Origin of the sequence: Agrilactobacillus fermenti, from assembly GCF_021030645.1 — a bacterium.
Lineage (GTDB): Bacteria > Bacillota > Bacilli > Lactobacillales > Lactobacillaceae > Agrilactobacillus > Agrilactobacillus fermenti.
Genome location: NZ_JACGCJ010000007.1, coordinates 60225 through 86908, shown reverse-complemented (window position 1 = coordinate 86908; position 26684 = coordinate 60225). Strand labels below are relative to the sequence as shown.

The following is a 26684-nucleotide window of genomic DNA, read 5'->3' as shown; positions in this document are numbered from 1 at the left end:
TCACGGCCGCATGCGATTGATCATTCTTGGGAATGGGATGGCTTCACGTAGATGGTCTAGATGGCAAATCCATGTAATTGCGCGTTCAAGGCCCAGACCAAAACCAGCATGAGGCACGGAACCAAATCTTCTTAGATCCAAGTACCAATCATAATCTTCTGGCTTTAAACCAGCGTCAATGATACTTTGTTTGAGCGTTTCAAAGTCAGTCTCACGTTCAGAACCCCCAATGATTTCGCCATACCCTTCAGGAGCCAACATATCGGCACACAAGTATACATCGTCACGAGTAGGATGGGATTTCATATAAAATGGCTTGATTGTTTTAGGATAATTCAAAACGAAAACGGGTTGTTCAAATTGGTCTGAAATAAAGGTTTCTTCTGGGGAACCAAAATCATCGCCCCATTTAACATCAAAGTTATTTTTCTGAAGCATTTCGATCGCTTCATCATACGAGATGCGAGGATAAGGTGTTTTCGTATACTTTTCTAAAATCTTAGGGTCGCGATCAAGCAACTTTAAGGCATATTGACAATGATCTAAAACAGATTGTACCAAATAAGCAATATAACGTTCTTGAATTTCTAGACTTTGTTCTTGGTGCATAAAAGCCATTTCTGGTTCAATCATCCAAAATTCAGTCAGGTGACGTCGGGTTTTGGACTTCTCAGCACGAAAAGTGGGGCCAAAAGAATAAACTTTATTGAAAGCCATAGCACCGGCTTCTTCATAAAGCTGTCCACTCTGTGATAAATAGGCATCTTCGTCAAAATAATCAATGTGGAATAGCTCGGTTGTCCCTTCCGGCGCATTGGCAGTTAAAATTGGTGGGTCAAATTTTAAGAAGCCTTCCTGGTCAAAGAAACGGTGTGTGGCGTGAATTAGTTCGTTACGAATTTGCATGATTGCATATGGCCTTCGTGAACGAAGCCAGAGATGCCGATGATCTAATAAGAACTCAATCCCGTGTTCTTTCGGTGTAATTGGGAAGTTCTCGCTTTCACCTACAATTTCAATGTTACTAATTTCGATTTCATAGCCAAAATGTGACCGAGAGTCTTCATGAATCACACCAGTGACCCACATACTACTTTCCTGTTTCACTTCTTTAGCTAGCTGAAAAACAGCCTCTGATACGTCATTTTTAACAACAACACCCTGGAAAAAAGCAGTGCCATCACGTAGCTGCAAGAATGAGATTTTACCACTGGAACGTTTATCTGTCAGCCAAACCCCAATTCGAACTGTTTCGTTTACGTGATTTTTTGCATCTATAATGTTGATCTGCTTTGCCATTTTTAAACTCCTTAATTCAAAATTAATCGTTTGCTCTGCCGGTGATAAAAGCATTGATCCGATCAATACCTTCCACAATATCATCTAAGTTGGCAGCGTAACTTATTCTGAGGTGGTCGGGCATGCCAAATGATCGGCCAGGTACAACGGCAACGAACTTCTGTTCCAATAATTCATCACAGAAAGCTTCCGTTGTGTCAAAACCAGTCATTTGCACGGCATTTTTAACCTCAGGGAAAAGGTAAAATGCACCTTGAGGTTTTTCAGTTAATTCAAAGCCGGGTAAAGCCTGAACCATAGGATAAATTGTATTGAGTCGCTCTTCAAATTCAGAACGCATCTGTTCAACTGAAGTTTGCGGTCCAGTTAAAGCCTCAATCGCTGCATATTGACTAACCGTTGCCGGGTTACCGGTCGCATGTCCAGCTAAGATAGACATTACCTTGATCAAACGTTGTGGACCCAATGCAAATCCAATACGCCAACCAGTCATTGAGTATGACTTAGACAGGCCGTGAATTAATAGAGTGTGCTCACGAATTGCTTCTGAAATGTTGATCAAGGCACTAGACTCGGCATGGTTATAGGTTAATTGATTGTAGATATCATCAGAGATAATTGTGATATCATTTTTAACCGCCCAATTACCAATTTGAGTTAGATCCTCTTGATCATAAATCGTACCGGTTGGATTTTGCGGTGAATTAATAATAACTGCTTTTGTTTTACTTGTGCGTGCGGCTTCTAATTCATCAACGGTTACTTTGAAATTTCCAGCGAGACTATTAACCGCTACTGGTTTGCCCCCAGCTAGTTTTACTTGTTCCACATAACTGACCCAAGCAGGTGTCGGAATCAGAACTTCATCACCAGCATTTAATAATACTTGAAAAGCCGCATATAAGGCAAATTTTGCACCAGTAGTGATAAGTACTTGACTCTGTTGATAAGTAACACCATAAATAGATTTAATTTTATCGATGACAGCTTGTTTTAATTCTGGTAAACCACTGGCTGAGGTATAACCGGAAACGCGGCCAGCTTTGATAGCCGCAATAGCAGCACTTTCAATGTTTTCTGGTGTTTCAAAGTCAGGCTGACCAATCGACAAATCGATGACATCTAACCCAAGTGCTTTTTTCGCCTTTGCTTTACTGCTTAATGCTAAAGTTGCTGAAGGTTGTACCTGTGTGACATTTTTTGAAAAATGCATGAAAATTCCCCCACTCACAAGTTATTAATGGTACTAATGACCTTACCAGTCTTGAAATCAATGGTTTCATAACCTATGCTACTATTTTTATTGCGAAAAGTAACCTCCCAAACCGGGCGCTTGTGATAAAGACCTAATGCAACATTATGAATTTGTTTGGGCCGGTATTTTTGAATCACCTTATGGATCGCTTTATTTGCCGTGATTCCTGAGGATTGAGATAAAATCGTCACTTGATTTGTTTTGGGGTCGATGATGGCAAAAATTTGATGACCTTTACGATCTTTGCCGCCGACAGTCCAATTTTTTTGATTTCTGGTGTATAAATAAAATGCTTCCGGTGTCTTTAGATCAGTATTCTTTTTTGCAAATGCAATCGCCGCTTTTTGTTCTTGATGATAAGGCGATTGCCCCACATGATAGATAATAAATAAAGTACTGATCAAGATAATAATGGCACTGGCATAGAGCCAGTGTTTGATGGTTTCATTCATAATATGACGCTCCATATCGATACATTCTTAGAGATCGTTATGCTGCATTTATCTAATGCAGTTCATTACACAAGTAGTTATTATACCGAAAAATATGATGCTTTGGTTAATTTATATTAGGATCGTGCAAAAAAATTATGAATCGTTGCCACAGCTTCATGTAAGGGCATTGCAAGAACTGGCAAAGATTTAGGCAGTGACCGCAACATTTGTTGCCCATAATGGGTGCTGTTTAGCCGGGTGTCTAATACTAACATGATGCCACGGTCAGTCTTGGTCCGAATGAGGCGGCCAAAGCCTTGATTGAGGTGCATGGCTGCTCTGGGCAAAGCATCAGTTCTAAATGGATTTTTACCGTGACGTTTTAACCAATCATAACGTAGTCTTACCTCGGGCTGGTCTGGAGACTCAAAAGGCAAACGCGTCATGATGACGAGTTGCAACATGTCACCTGGTAAATCAATACCAGTTAAGAACGCATTAGATCCTAAAAGCAAGGCTTGATCATTGATCATAAAGCGTTTAAGTAGTTTTTCATTACTGCCGGTAATCCCCTGTGCCAATAATTCCCGCTGTCGGCCAAAAGGTGTATCTTTCAAAATATAGTAGGTTTGTTTGACCAAATCTAAAGCATTAAATAAAACAAGTACCTTACCATCAGTATAGGTTCCAATTTGATTTAAGACAGTCGTAATGTAGTCCGCAAGATAGCTGTTATTTGTCTGCTTAATGTCAGGACTATCTGTTAGTGTAATCAGTTTGGCTTGGTTGGCAAAATCAAAAGCAGAAGCAACTTTTAAAGTTTTGAATGCTGGTTCAGCTGTTTGTAATGTATCAGTTTTTTGGAATTCATAGCCTAAACGAGAAATAAAATAATCAAAACGGTGGTTAAATGTTAAGGTTGCACCTGTTAAAGCAACATGATCAAAGGCGGCAAATAATTTGGCTACTGTTTTTTGATTATCAAAGTTTTCAACTGCAATCTCTAGAGATTTAACATCTGTGTATTGTCGCATTGACAAAATGGTGCCTTGGTCAATAAAAGTACCAGAGTTAAAAATGGCAATAAAACGTTGGAGCTGTTGTGCCGCCGTGACAAAGTCCCCTATTAAGCTGTAAACACGATCAAATAGATTTTGGGTAGCCTTATCAAAATGAGCTTGCATATTTGTCAACTGATTCAAAGCTTGAACAAAATTAACTGGTAATTTTTGAATGGCAGTCGCCATAATTGCTAATGGTGGTTTGATATAAGTCTCAATATCTAAATTATGCAAATCAATCGTAATGTCAATCGGGGTTGAACGTTTGGCGCGTGGTACATTATCTTCGATGTAACTTGCAAAAAAGACCTGCTGCAAAGCATTGATTTGCGTTTGAATCTGTTCTAATTGATCATAGGCTCGGTTGATTTTCGAAACTGCTGGATAAATATCCGTTAACTTACTTTGCAACTGACTTTTAACGCTCTGCAGATCACGTGAGATTTCAATAAATTGTTTGAAGTTTGTATTAAATTTATTAAAGTGTTCCAATTGATCAATAAAAGCATCAGCTTCATCAATAATTAACGCACTATGAGTTTTAATTGAGTCAAAGGCTTCATGATGCAGTAAAAAAGCATGATTCGTAATGATTAATTCGGCATTTTGAGCCTGTAAAACAGCATAATTATAGAAATTATCGTTACCAAATTCACTTTTGGCATTTACCTCTGTGGTTACTAGGCGATTGAGAAAATGACTCCGGTTTTTAGTTAACTGTAGTTCTGACAGATCCCCCGTTTTGGTCATAGTTAACCAAACTAAAATTCGCATTTGTAATAAGCGCGTCGGACGATTCATTGAAGGCAGCTGCAATGTCTGCCAAAAGACATCTAAATCCAAATAATGGCGTGCACTCTTAATTAGCGCTACCGCAGCTTTAGTGCCGAGTAGTTCCTCTACTAGCGGAATACCTTGATCGCGCAGCTGATTTTGCAAAACTGTAGTTGCCGTACTAATGACCACTTGCTGCCCTGTTTCCATAGCAAAGTAACTTGGCAATAGATAGCCGAGGGTTTTACCACTTCCTGTTGGTGCCTCAATGATCAAAGGTAATCTTGAGGCCTGTGAAGACAATAAGTCGTGGAGCTGATTCATCATTTTTGCCTGACTGCTGCGATATTCTAAAATGGGTAATAAGAGTTTTTTCTTGGCTGCCGGTGATTTTGGATAAGTTCCTAAAGGTTTTAAAGATCTGGAAGTTACTTGTGGCTTATTGCGGAGGATTATACCATGGGTTTCGTGCAAATAATTGGGTAGTGGCACACGTTTTTGATTATCACGAATCGATTGAATATACTTACCAGTTTGCTGAGATAATAAATCCCCCAAACGTACCAATTCATCTAAAACAGCCCCTGGTAGTTGCCGTAAGCGTTTGGTTAATGTAATAAAAAGTTTGGCTGTAACGATTGCATCACTATCCGCATGATGTGGATTTTTATGAGTGATGGACAAAAGACTGGATAAATCTTGTAGTTTGAAGCTGACTGCAGTTGGTAATAAAATTTGTGCTAATTCAACGGTATCAATTGCTGGAATATCTAGAGCTGGTAGACCAATACTTTCAAACGCATGATTAATAAAGGGAAAATCAAAATTAACATTATGGGCAACGAAAACTGTATCCATCAACATATTATGCAAGGCTGGACCAATCTCAGCGAAGGTTGGAGCTTCGCGGACTTGAGCTTGATTGATACCAGTTAAATCAGTGATGGCTGGGGGAATTGCAATTGTCGGCTGAATATTCTGTGAGATCGTATTTACTACTTTGCCATGTTGAACTTGCGCACAGCCGAATTGAATAATTTGATCCTCATTACGCTTTGTACCAGTCGTCTCCAAATCTACTATTGAAAAAATCTGATGTTGTTCAAACATGTCTTACACCATTTCTGTTGTTATATTTCGATCAATTGTCGATGAATAAGACCATAAAGGTATTTGTGGGCTATTGGACGGTTGAGCATTTGTTTGAGAGCTAGGGCATAAAGATTCAATTGTCCTTGATAGTCATGTGCTAAGTCAAGTGCCTTTTTGTGGTCGGTCTTATAATCCACTAAAATAACGCCGTCAGCTGTTATCAAATAACCATCGATCATCCCGTGAATCAAGACATTGTTTTGGGGGTCAGCTTTAACGCCAGCAAACAAGCGCTGAGCAGGGTAAACCATTGAAAAAGTTACTTCACGATAGAATTGTTCTGGTGTTTCTCTGATGGCTTGACCAAGATCTGTATTGTAGAAAGCAAGGATACCTTCAATATCAATGTGTTCTGCTAAAGCAGCCGTCAGTAATTCACGCGCCACTAATTGAGCGATTGTTTCCTTGACAAAAGTAGGCGTGATTGGCTGAGTCAAGTCTAGTTTTTGAAAAACCAAATGTGTGGCAGTACCTAATTGTGTCGGCGTAATTTGGCTCTGCTTCAAAAAGGTAGGTTCATTAAAGTTATTTGTGGTTGATGTTTCGGTTTCAGCAGCTGTCGGTATGATGGTCAGTTGCTGAGCCGCCATTTCTGTTGCTGTTAACGGCACTAATTGCTCTAAATCAGGGTCATCAAATTGACGTTTAATGTCAGAAACAGATTGATATGCCGTTGTTTGTGTTGCTAATAGATTATTATAATGATAGTTGAAGCGTCGCTCAACTAAATTTAAAAAATCAGGGGTTACGGATGTGTGCTCTTGAGGCACTGGATCCGGTTCATTTTTTTTAGTTGTTTGTGTGTCTCGTGGCTTTCCTTTTGCTGCTTGCGAAGTTGTCACGATGACCTCATGAGGTAAGTTCTTAAAAATTTGTGGTTGATATGTGGCTGCAAAAGCTGGCAGGTCAACACCGCGAACCAGAGACGGTCCAATAATATCTAGAAAAGAGCGGGCTGCAAAACGTTGATTTAAAGGTAGTTTAATGTCTTTTGTAGACGCACTTTTCTGCCAACTAGCAGCGATTTTATCGAGAGAGTCTTTCACATCACCAACTAATAGCAGCCGTTGCTGAGCGCGCGTAACAGCGACATAAAGTAAACGCAATGCTTCTGAAAGCTGCTGTTTACTTTTGGATAGTTTGATGAGATTTTTCTGTAAAGTGCTGACTTTGATACGCTCTTCAGTCAATACGTCAATACCTATACCCAACTGCTGATCAAAAATATACTTTTGACGTAGTTCATTTTGATTAAAGGTATGCTCCAGCGCAAAAACGAAAACAACTGGGAATTCAAGCCCCTTACTTTTGTGAATGGTCATAATTTGGACCGCTTCTGTTGTTTCACTGGGAACATCAGGCTCAGCGAGATCTTTATCATTGGCCTGCATATTTTCAATAAATTTAATAAATTGAAATAGTCCCTTAAAGCCGTTCGCCTCATACTGTGTCGCACGTGTATAGAGTGCATTTAAATTAGCTGCTCGTTGTGGTCCCGAAGGCATGCCGCTAACATAATCTAAAAATCCAGTTGTATTATAGATTTCCCAAATTAAGTCTGCCAATTGACTGCGTTTGGCTAAGCTTCGATAATGCGTCAATAGGTCAGCAAAATGATTTAATTTTGTTAAAAAGTCGGGTCGGCAAATTTCAGGATCGAAGTGTTGCTCTGCGAGGGTCTCTTGCAAACAAGCATAATAAGATAGTTTTGGCTGGCTGGCACTACCTCGAATATACCCCAGTTCATTTTCATCTAAAGCGACAATCGGTGAACGTAAAACAGCCACCAAGGGAATATCTTGGTCGGGATTGTCAATGATTTGTAGTAGCGCGATCATGATTCTGAGTTCAGTTGTTTGAAAATAATTTTGGGTATCGCTAACGATTAACGGAATTTGTTGTTGTTTGAAAACATCAATAATTTGCAGATTATCATTTCGAGTTGGCACTAGAATTGCAATATCACTATATTTGATTGGTCGACTTGTCTGTGTTGTCGGATCGTAAATGGTTTCTTTTTGAGCGATCATTTGTTGAATTCGCTGTGCCATTAGGTAGATGCTACCCGACGTTGAGGCATCTGAAACCGCATCAAGTTGACCGGCCATCGAGTGATCTGAAGTATCTGCTGTTTGTAGTAGTACCTCAACAGGCTGGTCGCTATCTTGATCGTAGTACTTAGCACCGTAATGTAATTGTGCTGCTTGATCGTAAGCAATGTCACCTAACGCTTCATCCATATATTGACTAAAAATATAGTTTACAAAATTAGTGATGTTGTGTTTCGAACGGAAATTATCCGCCAACACGATCTTTTCTGCAGGTAGTTGAACTGCTTCATTTGTTGCCAGCGGGTACTGCTGATATTTTTGGGCGAATAGACTTGGGTCAGCCATTCGAAAGCCATAAATTGATTGTTTGATATCCCCTACCATGAAACGGTTACCTGGCTTATGGTGCGCCACCAATGATAATAGTGATTCTTGTAAGGGGTTGATATCTTGGTACTCATCGATCAACACTTCTGAAAAGCGTTGTTGATAGTATGCTTGAACAGGATACTGCCCTTGTTCATCTTGATAATTGAGTAAATCAAAGGCTAAGTGTTCTAAATCACTAAAATCAATGAGATTGCGCCGATTTTTTTCGGCTTGGAAGGCAATGCCAAACTTTGAGAGCACTGTTTGCATTTTTTTAATTAATTTTAAGGCAACTTGGGTGGTCTTTACGATTTCATCTTCCGTTTGACTGAAATAAGGCTCAATAAATTGCTGCTTCAGCTGCGTCTTTAAATCATTAAAAGCATTGATGATTTGTTCAGTCTCTTCGGGGTAAGCTTTAGCCAATTTAGTGCCTCGGCGTTGATTAGGCACCTGCAATAAGCCATCAAGGCTGGTTTTGAGCACACTGTAATCGATCTGTTCGGTTGTGTTATTGATCTGGTTCAAAGCAGTCAAGATCTGATTAATAAAGTCCTGATACTTAGAGGCATCAATTGCCGCCACTTGTGATTGTAGTTGTTTGAATACAGCTGTTTGTGTCTGAATCCAGTCACGAAGGTGCGGCAAAATGGTTGCTGTGAATAGCCGGTTTGATAAAATAGGTATTTTTAGTTGATAAGCATCAACTAAATGTTTGAGCCAAAGCCGATCATCAGCGAAGGCACGGCTATAGTCATAAAGTTCAAAAATCATCTGCTCTAAGCCATTATCATCACGGTCGTTAGAAAAATTTTCAGTCAATTTGAAAAAAGCTTCGTCATCAGCGTTGTAATAAGCTTCGCGAATCGTTGCAAACACGCTTTGTTTTAATAACTGGGTTTGGGCAGCATCTTCAAGAATCGTAAATTCGGGATCGATGCCTAATAAATAATAAAATTTATGAATGATTTGTTCGCAAAAAGCATGAATCGTACTAATATTTGCTAAGTTAAGACGATTCATTTGCCGACGAAAGTGGTGTAGCTTTTTCTGTGCGGCTTGAGTCAATTGTTCTTTAGCCGTTAATTGCTGAATTTGCTGTTCGACAGCGGTTTGAATTCTAGTTTTCATTTCTTGAGCAGCCAAACGTGTAAATGTCACGATGAGTAATTGATCCACATCAGTGCCGGTAAGGACCTTTTGAATGACGCGTTGGACCAAAACAGCGGTTTTTCCGGATCCAGCTGATGCTGAAACTAAAATATCATGACCCGTATGATTGATTGCTTTTTGTTGATCTTCTGTGAATTGAACCATCAGAACCTCCTTGAAGTGGTTAGGTGCAGTACCTTAGGCTTTGGGTCTGTCATTTTCATTTTTTTTGCTATCAGCGTCATCATTATTTTTATCATGAATTTTGGTGTCTGGTAATTGTGCCTGAATTTTTCGGAACCAAAAGTCAGTATCAGCTTGACTCCGTTTATTTGATTTTTGCAGATCCAAATAATTATTTTCTGGTAACATGGCGTCAAATTGGAAAATATTTAAGTAAGGACTATATTTTAATGCATTTTCTTGTCTTGACTGACGTACCGGACGTAATGGAAATTGGCCGGCAAAAATATCTTGGGCAGCTGCTTGAATTTTTTGGGCATTGTAACGCAGCAAAGTTTCTAGCTGGTGCTCGGTAATCAAACTAAATGAAGTTGTTGTGTAGCTGCCGTCCTTTTTTTGCCGAACCGGTATAATTTTTGAACTACCTGAAATCTGATTGTCATTTGCTTCAATAATTTCTGGTTCGCTGAGCATGATACCTTGGTATTTAAAGGCTAATAATTGGAGTTGTTCTAGTTCTGTTGGCGTTACTGGGAAGGTCACTTTTTTTTCTGAGAAAGTTGGGTTTTGCAAGTGGTAGTAAAAAGCACTGGCAAATTTAGCATCTGTTAAATTTAATTGTGGCAAATTATTCAGAATACTTTGAACATAGGTCAGCATCTGCAGCGATAGACCATAGTAAATTTTTTGCAATTCTAAACTGTGAGCACTAGATTTATAATCGATGAGATTAAAGTAACGGCCACTTTCAGTTTCAGCGGTATCGATTCGGTCTATTTTGCCGCGGACGGCGACTTCATGATCAGCATCGACTGGAAATTTTAGACTTTGTAGGTGATTGGCGCCATTACCAAAAGGCACCTCGGTTAAAAATGGTTTGAATTTGCTTTGTTGGCTTTGACGAATATTGGTTTGGATTGATAAGTTCAAAATATTTCTTAGTTTGTAGCGGATATAATGCATCCGTCCGGTGCTGGATAAAATATCATACTGGGGTAATTGATATACTTGATCAAGCACTTGGTTTAATAGCTTTTGCGCTTGCTTTGAAGAAAGTGCTGCTAAATCAATCCCCTTTTGTGCCAATAATTTGATAAACGTATCCATGACTTCGTGGTAGAAAGAGCCTCGACTTGCTGGTGAAAGATCGTAAACCTCTCGTTCTTGTAAGCGCAAACCATAAGTTAAGAAATAGGCGTATGGGTTTTGATAAAAAGTTTCTAGCTGTGATACCGAAGCGTGTAGTGTCTGACCAAAAAGTGTGTCCAAAACGGCTGGTTTAACTTTTACAGGTACATTATGATAGTTTAAACTGGCAAAAACATTTTGAGCAAGCCGACCCCAGGTTTCGTCTTTTTGAAGTGTGTCGATCAAAAAACGGACCTTACTGGCTACGGGCTTTCTTTGATCCAGAGTTGCTCGGAGAATAGGCACTAATCGATGGATCATTTGGCGCTTGGTGCCAATTAATTGTTCAAATGTATTTTGATTGGGATCAGTATGCAATAATGTATTAAAAATTACAGGTTCAATATGAAAATGTGTTTGCAGACGCGTGCCAAATGGTGAAAATTCAAATTGTTGGGTGTCATCATCTCCCCTGGCATAACTCAAATCTAAGCGTTCTGTAGGATTTTGTAACGCTGTATACATGAGATAATTTTCATTAGTCATTACGATCTCAGATGTTGGCAAATCATCAAATTCAGACGATGCTTCTTTCATTGCTTCACGATCGTCATCGTTTAAGATTGTTTGTGGCTTCGCGACTTCTGGGAAGTTACGATCGTTTAAACCGATGATAAAAGTCATTTTACGATTGCCCATTTGCACCTTGCCAACTTCGGATACATTGACAGCATCAAGTGTGGTTGGAATTCGGGCATAATCTGTATTTTCAAATGCAGCTGTTAACAAATCCATAAAATCGGTTTGATTGAAAACATCTTCACCTAAAACAGCTACAAATTGATCTAAAAAGTCGATAAAAGCATTATACCCTTGGCTGCTCTTATCCAGAGTACTTCCAGTTGTACCGATCTCTGCTTGCCATTGTTGTAACTGATGAATAACGCCTGATGATTGTAAAAAATGATATAGTGCTGTCGCCGCTGCCTGCCCTGTTTTAGCTCGATGTAGTTTTTTAAAAAAGGGTTCTAACTGTTGACGTACGAGTTGATGAATGGTTTCGATCATTTGTGTCTTAGTAATATCTTCAGTAACGGTTGTGCCAGTTTCGTCAAAAGATTTAACTTCGAAGTGCCAACTTTCAGCCTGTAGCCAATCACTTTTATGCAAGTTGTGAGCTAAAAGATAATTATCCGTAATGTCTAAATCATTGCGAAAAATAGAAATTTCGAGAAAATCCCCCGTTGACAGTTTTGGCAACAACAATTCTGTTTTTAATAGTTGCATTAAATCTTCATAGCGGTAGTCAAAACGGTCAATAGCAAATAAGTTCGTAAGAAAAGCTAATAATGGGTGGTCGCGCATAGGGATGGGTAAATCGTCGAAATAAGGGATTTCAAATTGATCAAAAATCGGTTGAATGACACTTTGATAAGCTTCAAGATGTTTCGCTAAAACTAAAAAGTCACGATATTGGTAGTGCTCTTCTGTGATCAGTTGATGGATTTTGAGGGCAACAGCTTCAATTTCTTGATAGGTGTTGTCTGCAACGGTAACCGTTAAAGCTGAATCAAGTTCTGGTGAAACAGTCGATTTTTGTTGCGGCTGGCGCCAATAATTACCGATAGCTGTAATTTGTGGGTTCGTGCGCTGAGTTTGTACAGCGATATTATGAAAAGCAAACCGATTTGCTTTAGCGTAGGCAATCAACTGAGCTTGTAATTTTTTGGTACGGTTGAATAAATCATCAGCTTCAAAATTAAAGTCAAGCGCTGGTTTATCGGTCACTAATGTCATCGCAACTTTGCGACTGTGTTGACTTAAGACTTCAACTATCTGCCGCTCTAAAGTTGTCATTTGAGTGAAGCCGCTTAAATAAAAATAGGTATGCGTTAAATCAGCCGTACTTATATAATTATATAAGGCGTTCATTAATTGTTCATTCGTAATAAATTGATCGCCTAGTTCTGCTTGATAAGCGGCATAGACAAGACTTAAATCTGTCAGCTTCATCTGTGTATCAGAGTTAAGTGGCAATTGTTCAGCCAAATGGCTAAGCTCATCAGGTAAGATGTTAGTACTTTGTAATTCATCTAGCTGGCTGGCTAAGGCGTTTAGAAATCCAGGCTGCTGTTGTTCGCTCCGAAAAATTTTGAGATCAGGATTGATCTGTTTTAAAATTTTCGTCAACATCATACTTTGTGCAGCTGAATTTAATCGATTTTTTTGGTAGAATTGAGTGTCTTTAAGAAAATACCAGAGTAATCGTGTAAATGAAAAAACTTGAACCTTGCTGGTTGCATAGCTTTCATTATCTTGCTGGGCACGTAATTGATTCATCGTCATGACTTCAGCTTCAAATTTGATGTGATCTGGTATAAGTAAGAAAAAATGGTCTTGAGGATTTTGTTTTTGGTCAGCGATCAGCTGGTCGATCAAAGCTTGATACAAGTCTTTGTCAGCTGTGCCATATAAAAAATTTAAACTCATATGCCCTCCTGTGGCGTCAGTTTAACCTATTGGATTACTTTAAACATTATCATCAAAGTTATTTTCATAAAAGAATTAAATTGAAAAAGCGATCTATGAGAAAGGATGAGTACCTTGCAATCTGGTCTCGGAACGAGTCACGCTAAAATAATTTTGATTGGTGAACATGCCGTCGTTTATGGATACCCGGCAATTGCTTTACCTCTGCCTAGTGTGCAGATACAGGCAACGATACGGACAGCTAAAGTGGATCAAACCATCCATTCGCGCTATTATGATGGTCCAATTCAAGGGGCAATTGCTGAATTGTCTGGTATCCGACGGTTGATACAACATTTACTGTTACATTTTGATGCTGTTGACCAAGCTTTTGATTTGACGATCAAAAGCCAATTACCGGCTGAACGTGGTATGGGGTCATCAGCAGCTACTGCTATTGCTATTATCCGGTGTTTGTTTGATTTTTTCAAGAAACCCTTAACGCATCAGTTATTATTACAGTGGGCAAATTTTTCCGAACATATTATCCATGGTAATCCTAGTGGTTTAGATGCTGCAACTGCTAGTGCCCAAACGCCAATTTGGTTCGTGAAAGCACAAGTACCACAAGAACTAAAATTAAACGTACCTGGTTTTCTCGTGATTGCAGATAGCGGTATTAAGGGCAAGACCGGTGAAGCGGTTAGGTTAGTGGCACAGCATGTTCGAGATATGCCAAACCATTATCGCCCTAAATTAGCTGCTCTAGGCACGATTACAACAAAAGTAAAAATTGCTTTAGCAAAAGCGGATATTGAAGACTTAGGCCAATTGCTGACTGCTGCCCAGACTAACTTACAGGCTTTAGGTGTGAGCTCAAACCAGTTAGATAAACTGTGTCAAGTTGCTTTAGCCAATCAAGCACTGGGCGCTAAATTGACTGGCGGCGGTCAGGGCGGCTGCATGATTGCGGTAACTAAAACAGCTGCCCAAGCACAACGACTAAGCAATGCCCTACAAACAGCTGGTGCAACTCAGACTTGGATCCAGCCTTTGAGTGAGATACATACTTTAAAATCAGCAAGAGGTAGTATTAAATGACAATTGCCCGCGCACACACAAACATTGCCCTAATTAAATATTGGGGAAAAAAAGATCCGACTTTGATCATTCCTTATGCTAACTCACTTTCTTTGACCCTAGATCAATTCTATACCACGACTGAAGTAACTTTTGCTGACGAAGCCGCTCATCAGGATGAATTTATCTTAAATGGACAGCGATTAGCACCGAAGGCAACCACACGCTTAGCTGCATTTCTAGAATTGATTCGTCAACGAGCACGGGTACAACGCTATTTTAAGGTCAAAAGTGAAAATCACGTGCCAACTGCAGCTGGTTTAGCATCATCAGCTTCCGGTTTTGCAGCACTTGCCTTAGCCGCGAGCACCACTGCCGGCTTACAACTTAGTAGTCGTGACCTATCACGATTAGCACGGCGTGGGTCAGGATCAGCCTGTCGTTCTATTTTTGGCGGCTTTGTGGAATGGCATAAGGGCTATGATGACCAAACCTCCTATGCTGAACCATTACAAGCTGATCAGCACGTAGCGATGGATATCGGCATGTTGGCATTAATTATTTCGGACCAGCCTAAGCAAATATCCAGTCGTAAAGAAATGGCTAATACAGTGGCGACCTCTCCCTTTTATGATGCTTTTATTCAAGCCTGTGAACAAGATATGATCATACTTAAACAGGCAATCACCCAAAATGATTTTGTGACCTTGGGCCAAATAGCTGAGAGTAATGCTATGAAAATGCATGCTACTACTATGGGGGCTCAACCACCTTTTTCTTATTTTTTACCGGAAACCATTCAGGCGATACAAGCGGTACAGCGAGTACGTCGTGAAGGCTTAGATTGTTATTATACGATGGACGCGGGTCCCAATGTGAAAGTCATCGGGCGTGCCAGTGAATTAGAAACACTTCAAGTTCGTTTAACAGAGTTGTTACCAAATACGCCGATGGTTGCGGCCAGGCCAGGTCCAGGCGCAATGTTATTGTCAGACTTTGAATTTGGCCAGGAATAGGGATCATAGGTTTGCGTGTTCATGCATAAATTTGAAGGGATAAGATATAACTATGGCTCATGAAACAAAACATGCCCACCGCAAAGATGAACATTTAGCTTTAGCCGAACACTTTTATAATGCTGTGCAACGAAACGATTTTGATCAATTACATCTAATTTTTCGCAACTTACCAGAGTTAGGTGTTCAAGATGTCTCTTTAGAAACGACAATTTTTGATCAAAAAATTGCTGCCCCGATATATATCAATGCAATGACTGGCGGTTCTAGTCGGACGGGAGCCATCAATGAAAAATTGGCTCAAATTGCAGCTGATTTACGGATTCCAATGGCAGTTGGTTCTGAGAGTATTATTTTAAGTGAACCTGAAAGCTTAGAGACTTTTTCGGTTGTTCGCAAAGTTAATCCTACGGGAGTTATTTTTGCAAATATTGGTGCTGGTAAAGATTTAGCTGCTGCGAAACAAGTCGTAGCAGCAGTAGCAGCAAATGCCTTACAGGTGCATTTGAATGTCCTACAAGAGATCGTGATGCCTGAAGGTGACCGGGATTTCCACTGGGCGGAAATGATTCGTGAGTATCAGCACTTAGACGTCCCGATTATCGCCAAGGAAGTCGGTTTTGGCATGTCTGAAATGACCATCAGTCAATTGGAACAATTGGGCATACGCTACATTGATCTCGGTGGTGCTGGGGGGACCAATTTTGTGCAAATTGAAAATGCACGCCGTCAAAACCACGATATGGCTTACTTGGCCGAACAAGGGTTAAGTACGGTAAAAAGTTTGCTGGAGAGTCAGCCTTTTCAACGAGACCAGCATTTGACCTTTTTTGCGTCCGGCGGTGTTCGTCAGCCGTTAGATATTGTGAAGGCTTGGCATCTAGGTGCCAAATATGTAGGTATCAGTCGGACCATATTACATCTATTGTTACACCACACGGTTTCTGAGACAGAAACTATTTTAACCGCTTGGTTAGAGCAGCTGCGGTTATTGTTAGTTGCTTTTGGCGTGCGGACACCCGCAGAACTGCCTCAAGTTGAACATTATTTCGATCAGGAACTTTATCTGTTTCAGCAACAGCGCCAGTCGTAAAACTTGCTATTAAAATTCAAAAATGAACCGCTCAAATTATGACGATTAACGTCTAATTCTTTGAGTGGTTCATTTTTAATTTATATTTAGTCTCTTAAGCCTTTTGGATAGTAGTTTTTGAGCTGCTGGTTGACTAATTTACCAATGGCAAAGCCAAGACCTTGATAAGTCAATAATCCAAATGTTTTACTTTGCTTTTGTGGCGTGGCCTTGATCCAAGCTAACGCTTCTCCGTGGCGATAATGCTGGTATTGCTGTTCGTCAACTTCAAAAACCTGTCGAAATTCAGAAGTTGTCAGCGCGAGAGCTAAGGCATGGTCGGCTTCAAAGCGATTTTTTTTAAAGACACCTAGATTGAGGCCATTGCGTAAAATTCGAATGCCCTCATAATCTAATTGAATATTGGGACGCTGGTGCACATGACCATCATTAATTTCTATTTGTGTGAACGTAAAAGGATTCGTTTGAAATGTCTGTTTAATAAAATCCGTTAATAATTCTGTTTCTGCTTTAGTTAACATCGCTTGGCGAACTGATTTACGACGTTTTTTCTTTCTAGTTTTAGCAGATTCTGCGGTCGTTATTTGGGCTGATTGCTTTATGAGTTTGGCAATAAAGTGGCCTTCTCCCTTGAGCAAATGCGGCCATAAACGAACAGTATCATTAAGCATGGGGTTATTGTCAGCCCATTGTGGTTGTCCCGACTGCATACCGGGGTATTTTTGAATCGGCAGCGTCCTAAATTCGGGATAATTTTTAAGTATCCAAGCAATGATCTGCTCATCTTCTTCTGGCGCAAAGGTACACGTTGAATAAATAAGCGTCCCACCCGGTTTGAGCATTTTAACAGCTTGACTGACGATTGTTTTTTGCCGTGCGGCACAATCAGCCGCATAGTTGGGATGCCAATATTGAACTGCTTCGTGGTCTTTGCGAAATATCCCCTCCCCAGAACAGGGTGCATCTACTAAGATACGATCGAATGTTTCAGGCCATTTTTCCGCTAGTTGCTCTGGCGCGTTATTGGTTACGACGACATTTGTCAAACCAAAACGTTCAATATTTTCGGATAATATTTTGGCGCGTTTGGAATTGATCTCATTGGCAACTAATAAACCAGAATTTGCCATTTGACTGGCAATATGGGTGGATTTACCACCAGGCGCAGCACAGAGGTCTAAGACCATTTCCCCTGGTTGTGGGGCGACCGTTTGACCCACATACATTGCACTGGGCTCTTGAGAGTAAACGCCACCGGAAGTGTGGACGATAGATTTACCAGCAACATTGCCATAGTAACCACCTGATACATAAGGGACAGGCTCGGATGTATCTACGAGTGGCAGGACAGCTCTTTGCTTAGCCGGATTGATTCGAAATCCCTTACTTGGTTCAGCATTGAAACTCGCTAAGAAAGCATCACTTTGGCTGCCTAAAAGCGTACGATATTTCTCTTGGAATCCTTCTGGTAAGTTCAACTTTATTTCCCCGTCCTTATAAGTTAAATATCACTGACTTCATTTAATTCTTTTGTAGGTGTTTTGAAAATTAGAATTGTCATAACCAAAAGGTTAATAACCGTAACGATCAAAGTGAAAAGGTTAACCGTATGATAATTGATCAGATAGGTTTGCCAAATCCCTATTAAATAACCAATTAATGTACTGATCACATAATGCAGGGCAAAACGCCTAAGGTGCCCCCACTTCATCTTTAATGTTAGCATATGGTCTAATTCACTGACTTGAATAAAACGGCGAATAGCAACGTAAAAAGCAAGTGTTAAGGCGAGTAGGCTAATAAAAGATAACCCATAAATAGCTATTAAGGCGTATTTACTGCCCCAACGACGATGCTCTTTTTCCTGGTTCGTTTTAGGGACATAAGTCCGACTATGTTTTGCTTTAATGATTTTACTAAATGCTTGTTTATGTTTGGTTACTAATGAACCATCCGCAATGACTTCTAAGTTTCGAATTGGTGTGGTATTCGTTGTCTGATAAGGTGAAACCGTAATAAAACGGTGCGTATTTAGCGGTGACGTTCCTGCCGTTCCCGCGGTTCCAATTACAGCAACATATTGATGACCACTGGGCAAGTAGGCTTGAGATTGGGGTTTATATAAACGGTTGGTCCAATCTTGACCGACAATCGCAAAAGGCAGCGGTGCCTCAAAATCACTCGTGTTAAAATTGCGACCAGAAACCATACTCAGGTTGTTGTTTGGATGCTGCGCATAAATATAACTTAGAGCTTTTTGTTGTGGGTCAATAAATTGAATCTGAAAATTGTCAAATTTCTTTTTGGCAACAGCAGCCGTGATTTGCTGCATATTTTTAGAGCTTTTAGCTTTGAATATTAAGGCATCTTGTGACAAACCGCCATGATCCAATTGAATTTGATAGGTATTGCGGTCGTGAACACTGACAAACCACAAAGATAAAAAGACAACGATTGCAACTGCCATATCTATCAGTATTTTCCGTCTTAACAAACCATAAACCTCCGAATTAACGTACACAATAAACTTGATCTTGAATGAGATCAAAGTGTGGAAAGATTTGATTGATACCAGCGATACGTTTATTTTGTACTAAATTTGCTTGTTCCCAGAATCCTTGAGAATTGGTCGCACCACCGGCCCCCTTTTCACCCACGACAAAAAATAATTTACCGGCCATATATTGACGATAGCAGTTTAAAACTTGTTGGTCGATCGGATTATGATCTTGACTCCAAATCATCACAAGCGCGGTAGCAGTTTGACCGTAATGTCGAATGGCAGTCAATGCATCCAGAGTTTGAATTGGTACCCAGGGGTCACTAGCGGTAAGACTTGTTTTACCCCAGCTACGATCATCGGTGGCAATGCTGGTTTGACCAAATTGTTGCATACTGAATGTAAATAAGCCATTACCGGCCATAATTTCAAGGTATGTTTCATCGGGAAATAACTGATGCCACCGACGCATAAATGGCACATTAAAAAGTGCCCAGATACCAAATGTTCTAGCAACAAAGTTTCGAAAATTATGTAATAAATGATCCAAACGATGTAATTCGGTTTCGATTTGTTGTGGCGGTGTTCCAAAATTCATTAAGAACGCTTGACTATAACTGGCAACGTCTAAGCCTAACATACGAAAACGGCGACTGGGCAGTTTGTGAGCTGCTAAGTCCACCGTGATACTTGTAACCGTATCAATTTGATCAGCTATGGCCGGAATCTGAGCATATTTTTGTCTATAAAAATGAAGTGCTTGTAGGTAAGATGTTTGCAATATAGCTGCCATCAATACCGTTTCTCGCGTTCAGGGACAAGGTTTTTGACGCCTTGATCTGTGCCTACAAAGACCTCATCAACAATATCTAAAAAGAGGCCATGCTCTAAAATGCCAACTTGATGTGCCAACCAAAGTGCCAAATGATGTGGATGATTAATTTGCTGAAGGTGTAGGTCGATCACATAGTTATGCTCATGTGTAAAGTAGAAATGATCTTTGTCGACCATACGAAAAGATGGATTCAAGCCTTCATTAGCCAAGCGGCGAAAAACTTTGGTGCTGCCATATGGTACGACTTCAACGGGCAGTGGAATATTATGTCCCAGCGTATCGACTAACTTTGAATCATCTACAATCCAGAAATTTTTATCTGAAGAAATTGCCACCATTTTTTCATATTCATGTGCTGCCCCACCATCTTTGATACCTTGAAAATGCTTGTCGATCTCACCGGCACCGTCAATGGTTAAGTCAATATGACCAACATCATCGAGATCTTTCATGGGGATATTTAAGGCATTGGCTGCCTTAGTTGTCCGATCAGAAGTAGACACCCCAATAATATTTAAATGTTCCTGTTGAATCCGCTGTGCCAGTCCTTCTAACATATACTGGACCGTTGTCCCTGTGCCTAAACCAATGATCATATGATCTTGAATGTGATCCAAAGCAGCCAAAGCAGCCATTTTCTTTTTATCTTCGACGTCCATATTGTGCCTCCACATTAAATTGTATATATATTATAAAGATACAGGGTTTAAATATCAAAATAAACAAAAGTATTGTAAAATTAATGAAAGACTAATTTATGCAACTCGTCTTATCTCAATTTACAAGGTGGTTTATCACATGGTACTTTACTATCGTAGTACACGTAGTGAGCAGACTCAAAATTTAACAGCTTCTGAAGCAATTTTGCAAGGCTTGGCCCCTGATAATGGGCTTTATGTGCCAACACAAATGCCGCAATTAAAAGAAGACCTAGCAACGTTACTTGCTAAAGATTATCCGGCGATGGCCTTTTCGATTTTAAAAGTTTTTCTTGATGATTTTTCAGATGATGACTTACAAGCATGTATTGATGCAGCCTACCAAGATACTTTTGATACAGCTGACATCACACCTATCCGATCAGTGGGTCCGCATCATTTCTTAGAATTATTTCATGGACCAACGCTAGCTTTTAAAGATGTCGCTTTGCAGTTGTTACCACAACTAATGGTCACGGCAATGAAGATGCATGCTTCGGATAAAAAAGTCGCAATTTTGACGGCAACTTCTGGGGATACAGGTAAAGCAGCTATGGCCGGTTTTGCTGATGTGCCGAATACCAAAATTATTGTGTTTTACCCCCAAGCCGGTGTTAGCCCGATTCAAAAGCAACAGATGATCACCCAAGTAGGCCAAAATGTTACGGTTGTTGGGATCGATGGAAATTTTGATGATGCCCAAACAAATGTAAAACATATTTTAAACGATAACATGATCGTTAAAAAGTTAGCTAGGAACCATATCCAATTTTCTTCAGCAAATTCAATCAATATTGGCCGCTTGGTCCCCCAAATCGTTTACTATTTTAACGCCTATGGTCAACTGGTTCAAAATGGCACGGTCAAATTAGGTGAGACGGTTGATTTTAGTGTACCGACTGGCAATTTTGGGGATATTTTAGCAGGCTGGTACGCGAAACAATTAGGGCTACCGATCAATAAATTAATTTGTGCGTCTAATGCCAATAATGTGTTGACTGACTTCTTCACTACTGGTGTGTACAATCGTAAGCGTGACTTCCACTTAACGTCTTCACCATCAATGGACATTTTAGTATCAAGCAATTTGGAACGCCTACTTTTTTATAGTTTTGATCAAGATGCTGCAGCTTTAGCTAAATTCATGACAACTTTTGAAACCAAAGGTAGGGCTGAATTACCGGATACCGCTCGGCAAAAGCTAACTGATTTTGTAGCTTTTTCTACGGATGAGGTTGACACATTGACAACGATTCGCTTGATGCAAACGAAGTACCAATATACAATTGACCCGCACACGGCAGTCGCAACTCATGCAGCCATCCAGTATAGCCAGGAACACAAATCTGAAGCTAGACCACTGATCATTTTATCAACGGCCAATCCGTACAAGTTTCCGGAAGTGGTCTTACATGCTTTAACAAATCACCAACCAAGCGAAACCGATTTTGCAGCGATCCAAGCTTTGTCTAATTTGATTGAATTGCCAGTTCCGAAGGCGATTCGTCGCTTAAAACATGCAAAAGTATTACATGAACAGACAATTCCAGTTGCGAAAATGTCCGATTTGGTATTAAATACTTTGAGTGAGGATAAAAGTAAGTCTAAGGACGTGAAGAATTGAATAGTCAAGATACTAAGAAGCAACGTAAACAAGACGATGCTTCACCAGCACGTTTATTTTTAGAATTTATTGTATTAGCTCTGATTTTTTTCGGGATCGGACAGGCTTTAAAAACTTGGGTCTTTGCCAATGAGCAAGTCGAAGGCCCTTCAATGCAGTCAACCTTTCAATCTGGAGATCGAATCATTGCCTTTCGTCATGCGAAAGTTGAGCGTGGCGACGTCGTGATTTTAAAAGCGCCAGACGAACCCGATACTTATTATATTAAACGTGTCATTGGCTTGCCTGGTGAAACTGTAGCTTCTCGTAACGATGTGATGTATATTAATGGCAAAAAGCTGAAGGAACCCTATTTAGACCGTAAATTAAGTACGGGCCCATTATATACAACTAATTTTTCGCTGAAAACATTAAATTTACCAAAAACTACGAAAGATGGCCGCGTCCCTAAAAATAACTATTTTGTTATGGGGGATCATCGCGATGTCTCTAAGGATAGCCGCATGATCGGTTTCATTCCTAAGAGCAGTATTATTGGTATTGTAAAATGGCGTTATTGGCCATTAAATGAAATGAAAACTTATTAAGTTCTTAACTGAATTGTCTAGTGAAATTAAAAAGGCTGGCCCAATAGAATTAGGGTCGGCCTTTTTTGACTCAATTAATTTGTTTTTTCTTCTAGCGGTTCGTTAAAATTCTTACGATAATAGTCAGCGTCAATTATTTTATAAGATCCATTGGGAAATTGAACGATTATTTTGTTTAGACCAACTGGCGTCGTTTGCCCTTTTTCGTCAATAAATAGTTGATCTGCCCGATATCGGACCACAGTATCGAAGTCATGCCCAAAAAAGTGACGCAATTGCGCCATTGTCGTTTCAGCTGTATAGGGTAAAAAGCGCGCCATCTTTGCAGTTGAAAAAGCGCTAAATTGTTCCTTGGGAAAACCTTGTAAACCATTTTGCTCGTTTGACATATAAAAAGCCTCCTTCAGCAATAAAAATAATAGTGCCTGTATTTTGCGCAGAATCAGGAACAATGCTATGCTTAATTTATGCAGAATGTGACGTTTAGAAACATTTTGAAACTTAAACTGAGGTGACTAATTTGTCTGAATTGAATCAACTAGCACAAGCAATTATCCACTTTGAAGAAAGAACTTCTATGACGGATGCGCAATTAGCTTTTTCCAGTCATTTTTCTGTGGAACGCATTCATGATCTTAAATCTGGAGAAAAAATAGCGATGCCAGAAGAAGCAGAAAAACTGATGAAGTTTATGAATAGTAATTAATTATTATCTTCCTCAACTAGAATTATCTTTGCTTAAGCGGTGGCTGAGACAAAACTAATGTTTTGTTTTCAGTCACCTATTTATTTGCGAACAATTAAATCTCAAACGTGTGCCAAAGAGCAACACCCTCACCTAACAACGAATGACTCAAATGGGAAGCCCACCATTTTTCGTAGTTCTTGTTAGTGCTCAGGTGCTGAGCGCCTTTACCTCACTCTCGCCTTTTGTTGTGCTTAAAAATAATACGGCATCTATCAAAGGTTCTTATCCATGTTGAACGTCAATTTGGATAATTGTAATCCCTGGGTCACAAATGCGCCAATTAAAGCATTAGCTTGAGCCTCAGCCTTTTCGACGATTTGGTAATTTGCTTTGGTCAAAAATTCGGTCAATTCATTCGCATCCAAATTAGCCGCTTGGGCATCAATTGCTTTGATTTGAGCTTTGAAAGTGCGACGGCTTTCTTTTAAGTAGTCAATATCTTGCTGAATAAATGCTTGATGATGCGATTCAACTAACATGGAAAGCGTTCGGAATAACCAGTAGGCACTCTTCAGATCCCAAGTCATGGGTGTTGTGCTATAACTTGGATGTGTATCGTTGGCATTGGTATAAAACGGCACATAAGGACTAAATGCTGGCATGCCAAGATTGAGCCACATAATTGCTTGAAAACTTGGGTCCACGTTAGGCCGAATCTCAAGGATATGAGAATTTTGAGTTCGGTTTAAACCAATTGGACGATAACGCAACTTATCATGTTCAGAACCGTTTCCTAAGGGATCAAAGTCAGTCTCGTTATAATGCGAGCCTAACAATGCTTCGATATCGTCAGTACCTAGCTTTCGTTTAGGTTTTACGATAAATGGCAGTTCACTAGATTCAGGCGTACCTTCAAAATCAGCGTCAAATAAATGATGGGCGTACCAAACTCGCGGTGTGTTATAATGACGATCTTTTTGTGTATCTGTCCCAAAAATATGGCGGAAATTGAAGCCTTCAAAATCGGGATTCAAATGGTTTTTAGTCACGAATTCCTGGATACCGTCTGAATACATAAAGTTACGAGCATCTGAAAAATCAACCCATTGGATCGCCACTTGATTTGCAGCCACGGCATAACAATCATCAGGAATACGTTGAGCAAGCCAATGATGACCAGTCACAATTTCCATGTACCAAACTTCATTTGCATCACTAAACAATACACTGTTGCCGGCTGCAGAACCGTATTTTTTAATTAACTGACCCAAATATTGGACGCCATGTCTAGCCGAATCAATGTATGGCAAAACCATTGTTTGCATACAGTCCTCATCAAGACCACTTTTTTCGTTTAATGGATCATAAGCTAATGTACGTTCATTGCCATAAGTACTTTCTGTACAGCTCATGGCGACATTTTTTTCATTAATACCACTTTCTTCATAATACCCTTGCTCTTTGTAATTCACGTTGGGTACAGCATTATAGCGGTAAGCATTTGCGGGCAAAGTTGCTTCAAAGTCATTAAGATAAGACTTCAAAACCCGACCAGGTTGGTTATGGATGGCCTCATGCATATAAAAACGCTGGGGCGCGATAGGTAAAAAGGTATCATCGTTTCTAGCAATTAGAGTTGAACCATTTAGACTGGCGTTTTTGCCAATCAAAATTGAAGTGCATGCAGAATCTTTCATAGGGAACCTTCCTTATTTGATTTGAAGTTTTTTGAACATTACTAATTTCTAGTATAGAGAAAGCTAGGTATTGAAACAAGCAATCTATTCAATATTTTAAGGTATTTCGCTATCCAAAAAATCACCATGATTTGGGATCTCTAATGTAGTTGACAGCTGATAATCATTGTCAGGTTTCAAATTGACACATAATTTGAATTTTAGCAGTTTTGATGAGTGAGAGATCATTCATTCAGTTATATTATTTGCGTAGAATCTTTTACACAAATCGGTCTGTGCTCAAAAAATGCTCTTGGAAAAGCCGTGTTGGCAATGGTATAAAACAAAAACCCCACGGAATGTTTTAATTCATTCAGCGAGGTTTTAAAGGATTAAAATGATTATCTAATGCCTAAAGCAATACGTGCATAGCGGCTCATGCGCTCGGTTGTCCATTGAGGATACCATACCAATTGAACATCAACATCTTTTACTTCAGGAACAGTACTCAGTGCTTGGTTGATCTGTTCTGTTAATAAGTCCGACAATGGGCAACCCATCGTGGTTAAGGTCATATTGATCGTACACAAACCGTCTTTATCTAAACTAATATCATAAATTAGACCCAAATTAACAATATCAATACCAAGTTCTGGATCAATAACAGTTTCTAGGGCACCTAAAATACGATCCTTAATATCATTAGAAGCAGCATCTGTAGCTTGAGTTTCGGGCGTAGTGGCGTTATTTTTTTCTTCTTCTGCCATAGCTGTCCCCTCCTTTGTTTTCTAAAAGTAAGTATAACGGTTATATCCATAAAGTACAACTAATCCTCTTCCTATTAGAATTAGAATCCTAAATTTGGCCTAGCAATCATTAAGAAAGTTTAAATCTCCACGAAGTGACAAAAATGTAATTACAATTTAAAGTCAATAATGTTACAATATGGTTACAGACAGGATATCGAATAGGAGGTATCATTATGAGACGTACGAGATTTGTAACCTTACTTCTTTCTGGAGTTATGGCTTTAGGATTATTTACTTTTAGCAATACAACGATCGACCAGGCACAAGCTGCAACAACAGTTGGTTACGTGAATTACATACCTGATCAAGGTATTCCTGTTTACCAAGTACCAAACGGCGCTAAGACAGGACAATATCTACCGACTGGCACAGCTTGGCAAATTAATGGATCACGTTATGATGCTCAATCTGGTACTTGGTTTAACGTTGGTACAAACCAATGGGTTCAAGCAGATTATATTGTCAACCAATCCAATATTGCTTACGATAATGGTGTTGCCTTTAACTACGCAAAAACAATTAAGATCAGCCAACCAACCACAGTTTATATGATGCCAAATGGTTACCCAACGCAGCGTATTTTAAATAGCGGTTCTACTTGGCAAACAGTTCAAGTTACCACGGTCCATGATGGCTCATTATGGTATAATATTGGCACTAATCAGTGGATTCCCGCCAAAGGTACATTTTTAACAAATTAATTAAATTAGAAATTTGAACAATAATTAAAAACAGTCGACGCTATTAGCAA

Annotated in this window: 20 protein-coding genes; 7 read left to right on the top strand and 13 right to left on the bottom strand. The window is 39.7% G+C overall.

What is annotated here, in order from left to right; all coding sequences use genetic code 11:
- From asnS to FHQ08_RS03810, 6 genes are all read right to left on the bottom strand, one after another.
- Positions 1–1299, bottom strand: a complete 1299-nt coding sequence (asnS, locus tag FHQ08_RS03835) for an asparagine--tRNA ligase (RefSeq protein WP_230913075.1) — start codon at positions 1297–1299, stop codon at positions 1–3.
- 22 nt (positions 1300–1321) lie between these two features.
- Positions 1322–2512 carry a pyridoxal phosphate-dependent aminotransferase gene (locus FHQ08_RS03830; RefSeq protein WP_230913074.1) on the bottom strand — a complete coding sequence of 397 codons (1191 nt, stop codon included), beginning with the start codon at positions 2510–2512 and terminating at the stop codon, positions 1322–1324.
- A gap of 14 nt (positions 2513–2526) precedes the next feature.
- Positions 2527–3006 carry a cell wall elongation regulator TseB-like domain-containing protein gene (locus FHQ08_RS03825; RefSeq protein WP_230913073.1) on the bottom strand — a complete coding sequence of 160 codons (480 nt, stop codon included), beginning with the start codon at positions 3004–3006 and terminating at the stop codon, positions 2527–2529.
- Between the two features lie 116 nt (positions 3007–3122).
- Positions 3123–5933: a helicase C-terminal domain-containing protein gene (locus tag FHQ08_RS03820; protein ID WP_230913072.1), complete on the bottom strand. Its 2811-nt coding sequence runs from the start codon at positions 5931–5933 to the stop codon at positions 3123–3125.
- A gap of 20 nt (positions 5934–5953) precedes the next feature.
- Positions 5954–9712: a helicase-exonuclease AddAB subunit AddA gene (addA, locus tag FHQ08_RS03815; RefSeq protein WP_230913071.1), complete on the bottom strand. Its 3759-nt coding sequence runs from the start codon at positions 9710–9712 to the stop codon at positions 5954–5956.
- A 33-nt stretch (positions 9713–9745) separates the two neighbouring features.
- A complete protein-coding gene (locus FHQ08_RS03810; RefSeq protein WP_230913070.1) occupies positions 9746–13348 on the bottom strand; it encodes a PD-(D/E)XK nuclease family protein in 3603 nt (1200 codons plus the stop codon).
- Positions 13349–13453: 105 nt separating this feature from the next.
- On the opposite strand from FHQ08_RS03810, the gene mvk reads away from it, so the two are divergent.
- From mvk to fni, 3 genes are read left to right on the top strand one after another with little or no spacing between them, the layout of a single operon-like run.
- Positions 13454–14428: a mevalonate kinase gene (mvk, locus tag FHQ08_RS03805; protein WP_230913069.1), complete on the top strand. Its 975-nt coding sequence runs from the start codon at positions 13454–13456 to the stop codon at positions 14426–14428.
- Complete coding sequence (gene mvaD / locus FHQ08_RS03800; RefSeq protein WP_230913068.1) at positions 14425–15423, top strand: diphosphomevalonate decarboxylase; 999 nt, start codon at positions 14425–14427, stop codon at positions 15421–15423. Before mvk ends, mvaD begins: the two co-directional genes overlap by 4 nt.
- Positions 15424–15475: 52 nt before the next feature.
- Positions 15476–16516: a type 2 isopentenyl-diphosphate Delta-isomerase gene (gene fni, locus FHQ08_RS03795; RefSeq protein ID WP_230913067.1), complete on the top strand. Its 1041-nt coding sequence runs from the start codon at positions 15476–15478 to the stop codon at positions 16514–16516.
- Between the two features lie 86 nt (positions 16517–16602).
- On the opposite strand, the gene FHQ08_RS03790 is transcribed toward fni, so the two are convergent.
- From FHQ08_RS03790 to rpiA, 4 genes are read right to left on the bottom strand one after another with little or no spacing between them, the layout of a single operon-like run.
- On the bottom strand, positions 16603–17994 hold the full coding sequence (locus tag FHQ08_RS03790; RefSeq protein ID WP_230913066.1) for an RsmB/NOP family class I SAM-dependent RNA methyltransferase: 1392 nt from the start codon (positions 17992–17994) through the stop codon (positions 16603–16605).
- Between the two features lie 23 nt (positions 17995–18017).
- On the bottom strand, positions 18018–19010 hold the full coding sequence (locus FHQ08_RS03785) for a hypothetical protein (RefSeq protein ID WP_230913065.1): 993 nt from the start codon (positions 19008–19010) through the stop codon (positions 18018–18020).
- Between the two features lie 16 nt (positions 19011–19026).
- Entirely contained in the window at positions 19027–19809 is a 783-nt protein-coding gene (locus FHQ08_RS03780) for a hypothetical protein (RefSeq protein ID WP_230913064.1), read from the bottom strand.
- Positions 19809–20510: a ribose-5-phosphate isomerase RpiA gene (rpiA, locus tag FHQ08_RS03775; RefSeq protein ID WP_230913063.1), complete on the bottom strand. Its 702-nt coding sequence runs from the start codon at positions 20508–20510 to the stop codon at positions 19809–19811. The genes FHQ08_RS03780 and rpiA overlap by 1 nt, the downstream gene beginning before the upstream one ends.
- 139 nt (positions 20511–20649) lie before the next feature.
- Between rpiA and thrC the strand changes: the two genes are divergently transcribed.
- A complete protein-coding gene (gene thrC, locus FHQ08_RS03770) occupies positions 20650–22173 on the top strand; it encodes a threonine synthase (protein WP_230913062.1) in 1524 nt (507 codons plus the stop codon).
- Positions 22170–22760: a signal peptidase I gene (gene lepB / locus FHQ08_RS03765; RefSeq protein ID WP_269073859.1), complete on the top strand. Its 591-nt coding sequence runs from the start codon at positions 22170–22172 to the stop codon at positions 22758–22760. The genes thrC and lepB overlap by 4 nt, the downstream gene beginning before the upstream one ends.
- Positions 22761–22834: 74 nt before the next feature.
- Here lepB and FHQ08_RS03760 read toward each other — a convergent pair whose 3' ends face one another.
- Positions 22835–23149, bottom strand: coding sequence for a hypothetical protein (locus tag FHQ08_RS03760; RefSeq protein ID WP_230913061.1), 315 nt, complete (start codon positions 23147–23149; stop codon positions 22835–22837).
- A gap of 131 nt (positions 23150–23280) precedes the next feature.
- Here FHQ08_RS03760 and FHQ08_RS03755 point away from each other — a divergent pair, with 131 nt between their 5' ends.
- Positions 23281–23466 carry an LBP_cg2779 family protein gene (locus FHQ08_RS03755; RefSeq protein ID WP_269073858.1) on the top strand — a complete coding sequence of 62 codons (186 nt, stop codon included), beginning with the start codon at positions 23281–23283 and terminating at the stop codon, positions 23464–23466.
- A gap of 254 nt (positions 23467–23720) precedes the next feature.
- Here the strand turns inward: FHQ08_RS03755 and FHQ08_RS03750 are convergent, their stop codons facing one another.
- Both FHQ08_RS03750 and FHQ08_RS03745 read right to left on the bottom strand, forming a co-directional pair.
- Positions 23721–25145: a C69 family dipeptidase gene (locus FHQ08_RS03750; protein WP_230913059.1), complete on the bottom strand. Its 1425-nt coding sequence runs from the start codon at positions 25143–25145 to the stop codon at positions 23721–23723.
- A 380-nt stretch (positions 25146–25525) separates the two neighbouring features.
- Positions 25526–25891: a metal-sulfur cluster assembly factor gene (locus FHQ08_RS03745; protein ID WP_230913058.1), complete on the bottom strand. Its 366-nt coding sequence runs from the start codon at positions 25889–25891 to the stop codon at positions 25526–25528.
- A gap of 215 nt (positions 25892–26106) precedes the next feature.
- Between FHQ08_RS03745 and FHQ08_RS03740 the strand changes: the two genes are divergently transcribed.
- Positions 26107–26634, top strand: a complete 528-nt coding sequence (locus tag FHQ08_RS03740) for an SLAP domain-containing protein (RefSeq protein ID WP_230913057.1) — start codon at positions 26107–26109, stop codon at positions 26632–26634.
- The last annotated feature ends 50 nt before the right edge of the window (positions 26635–26684 follow it).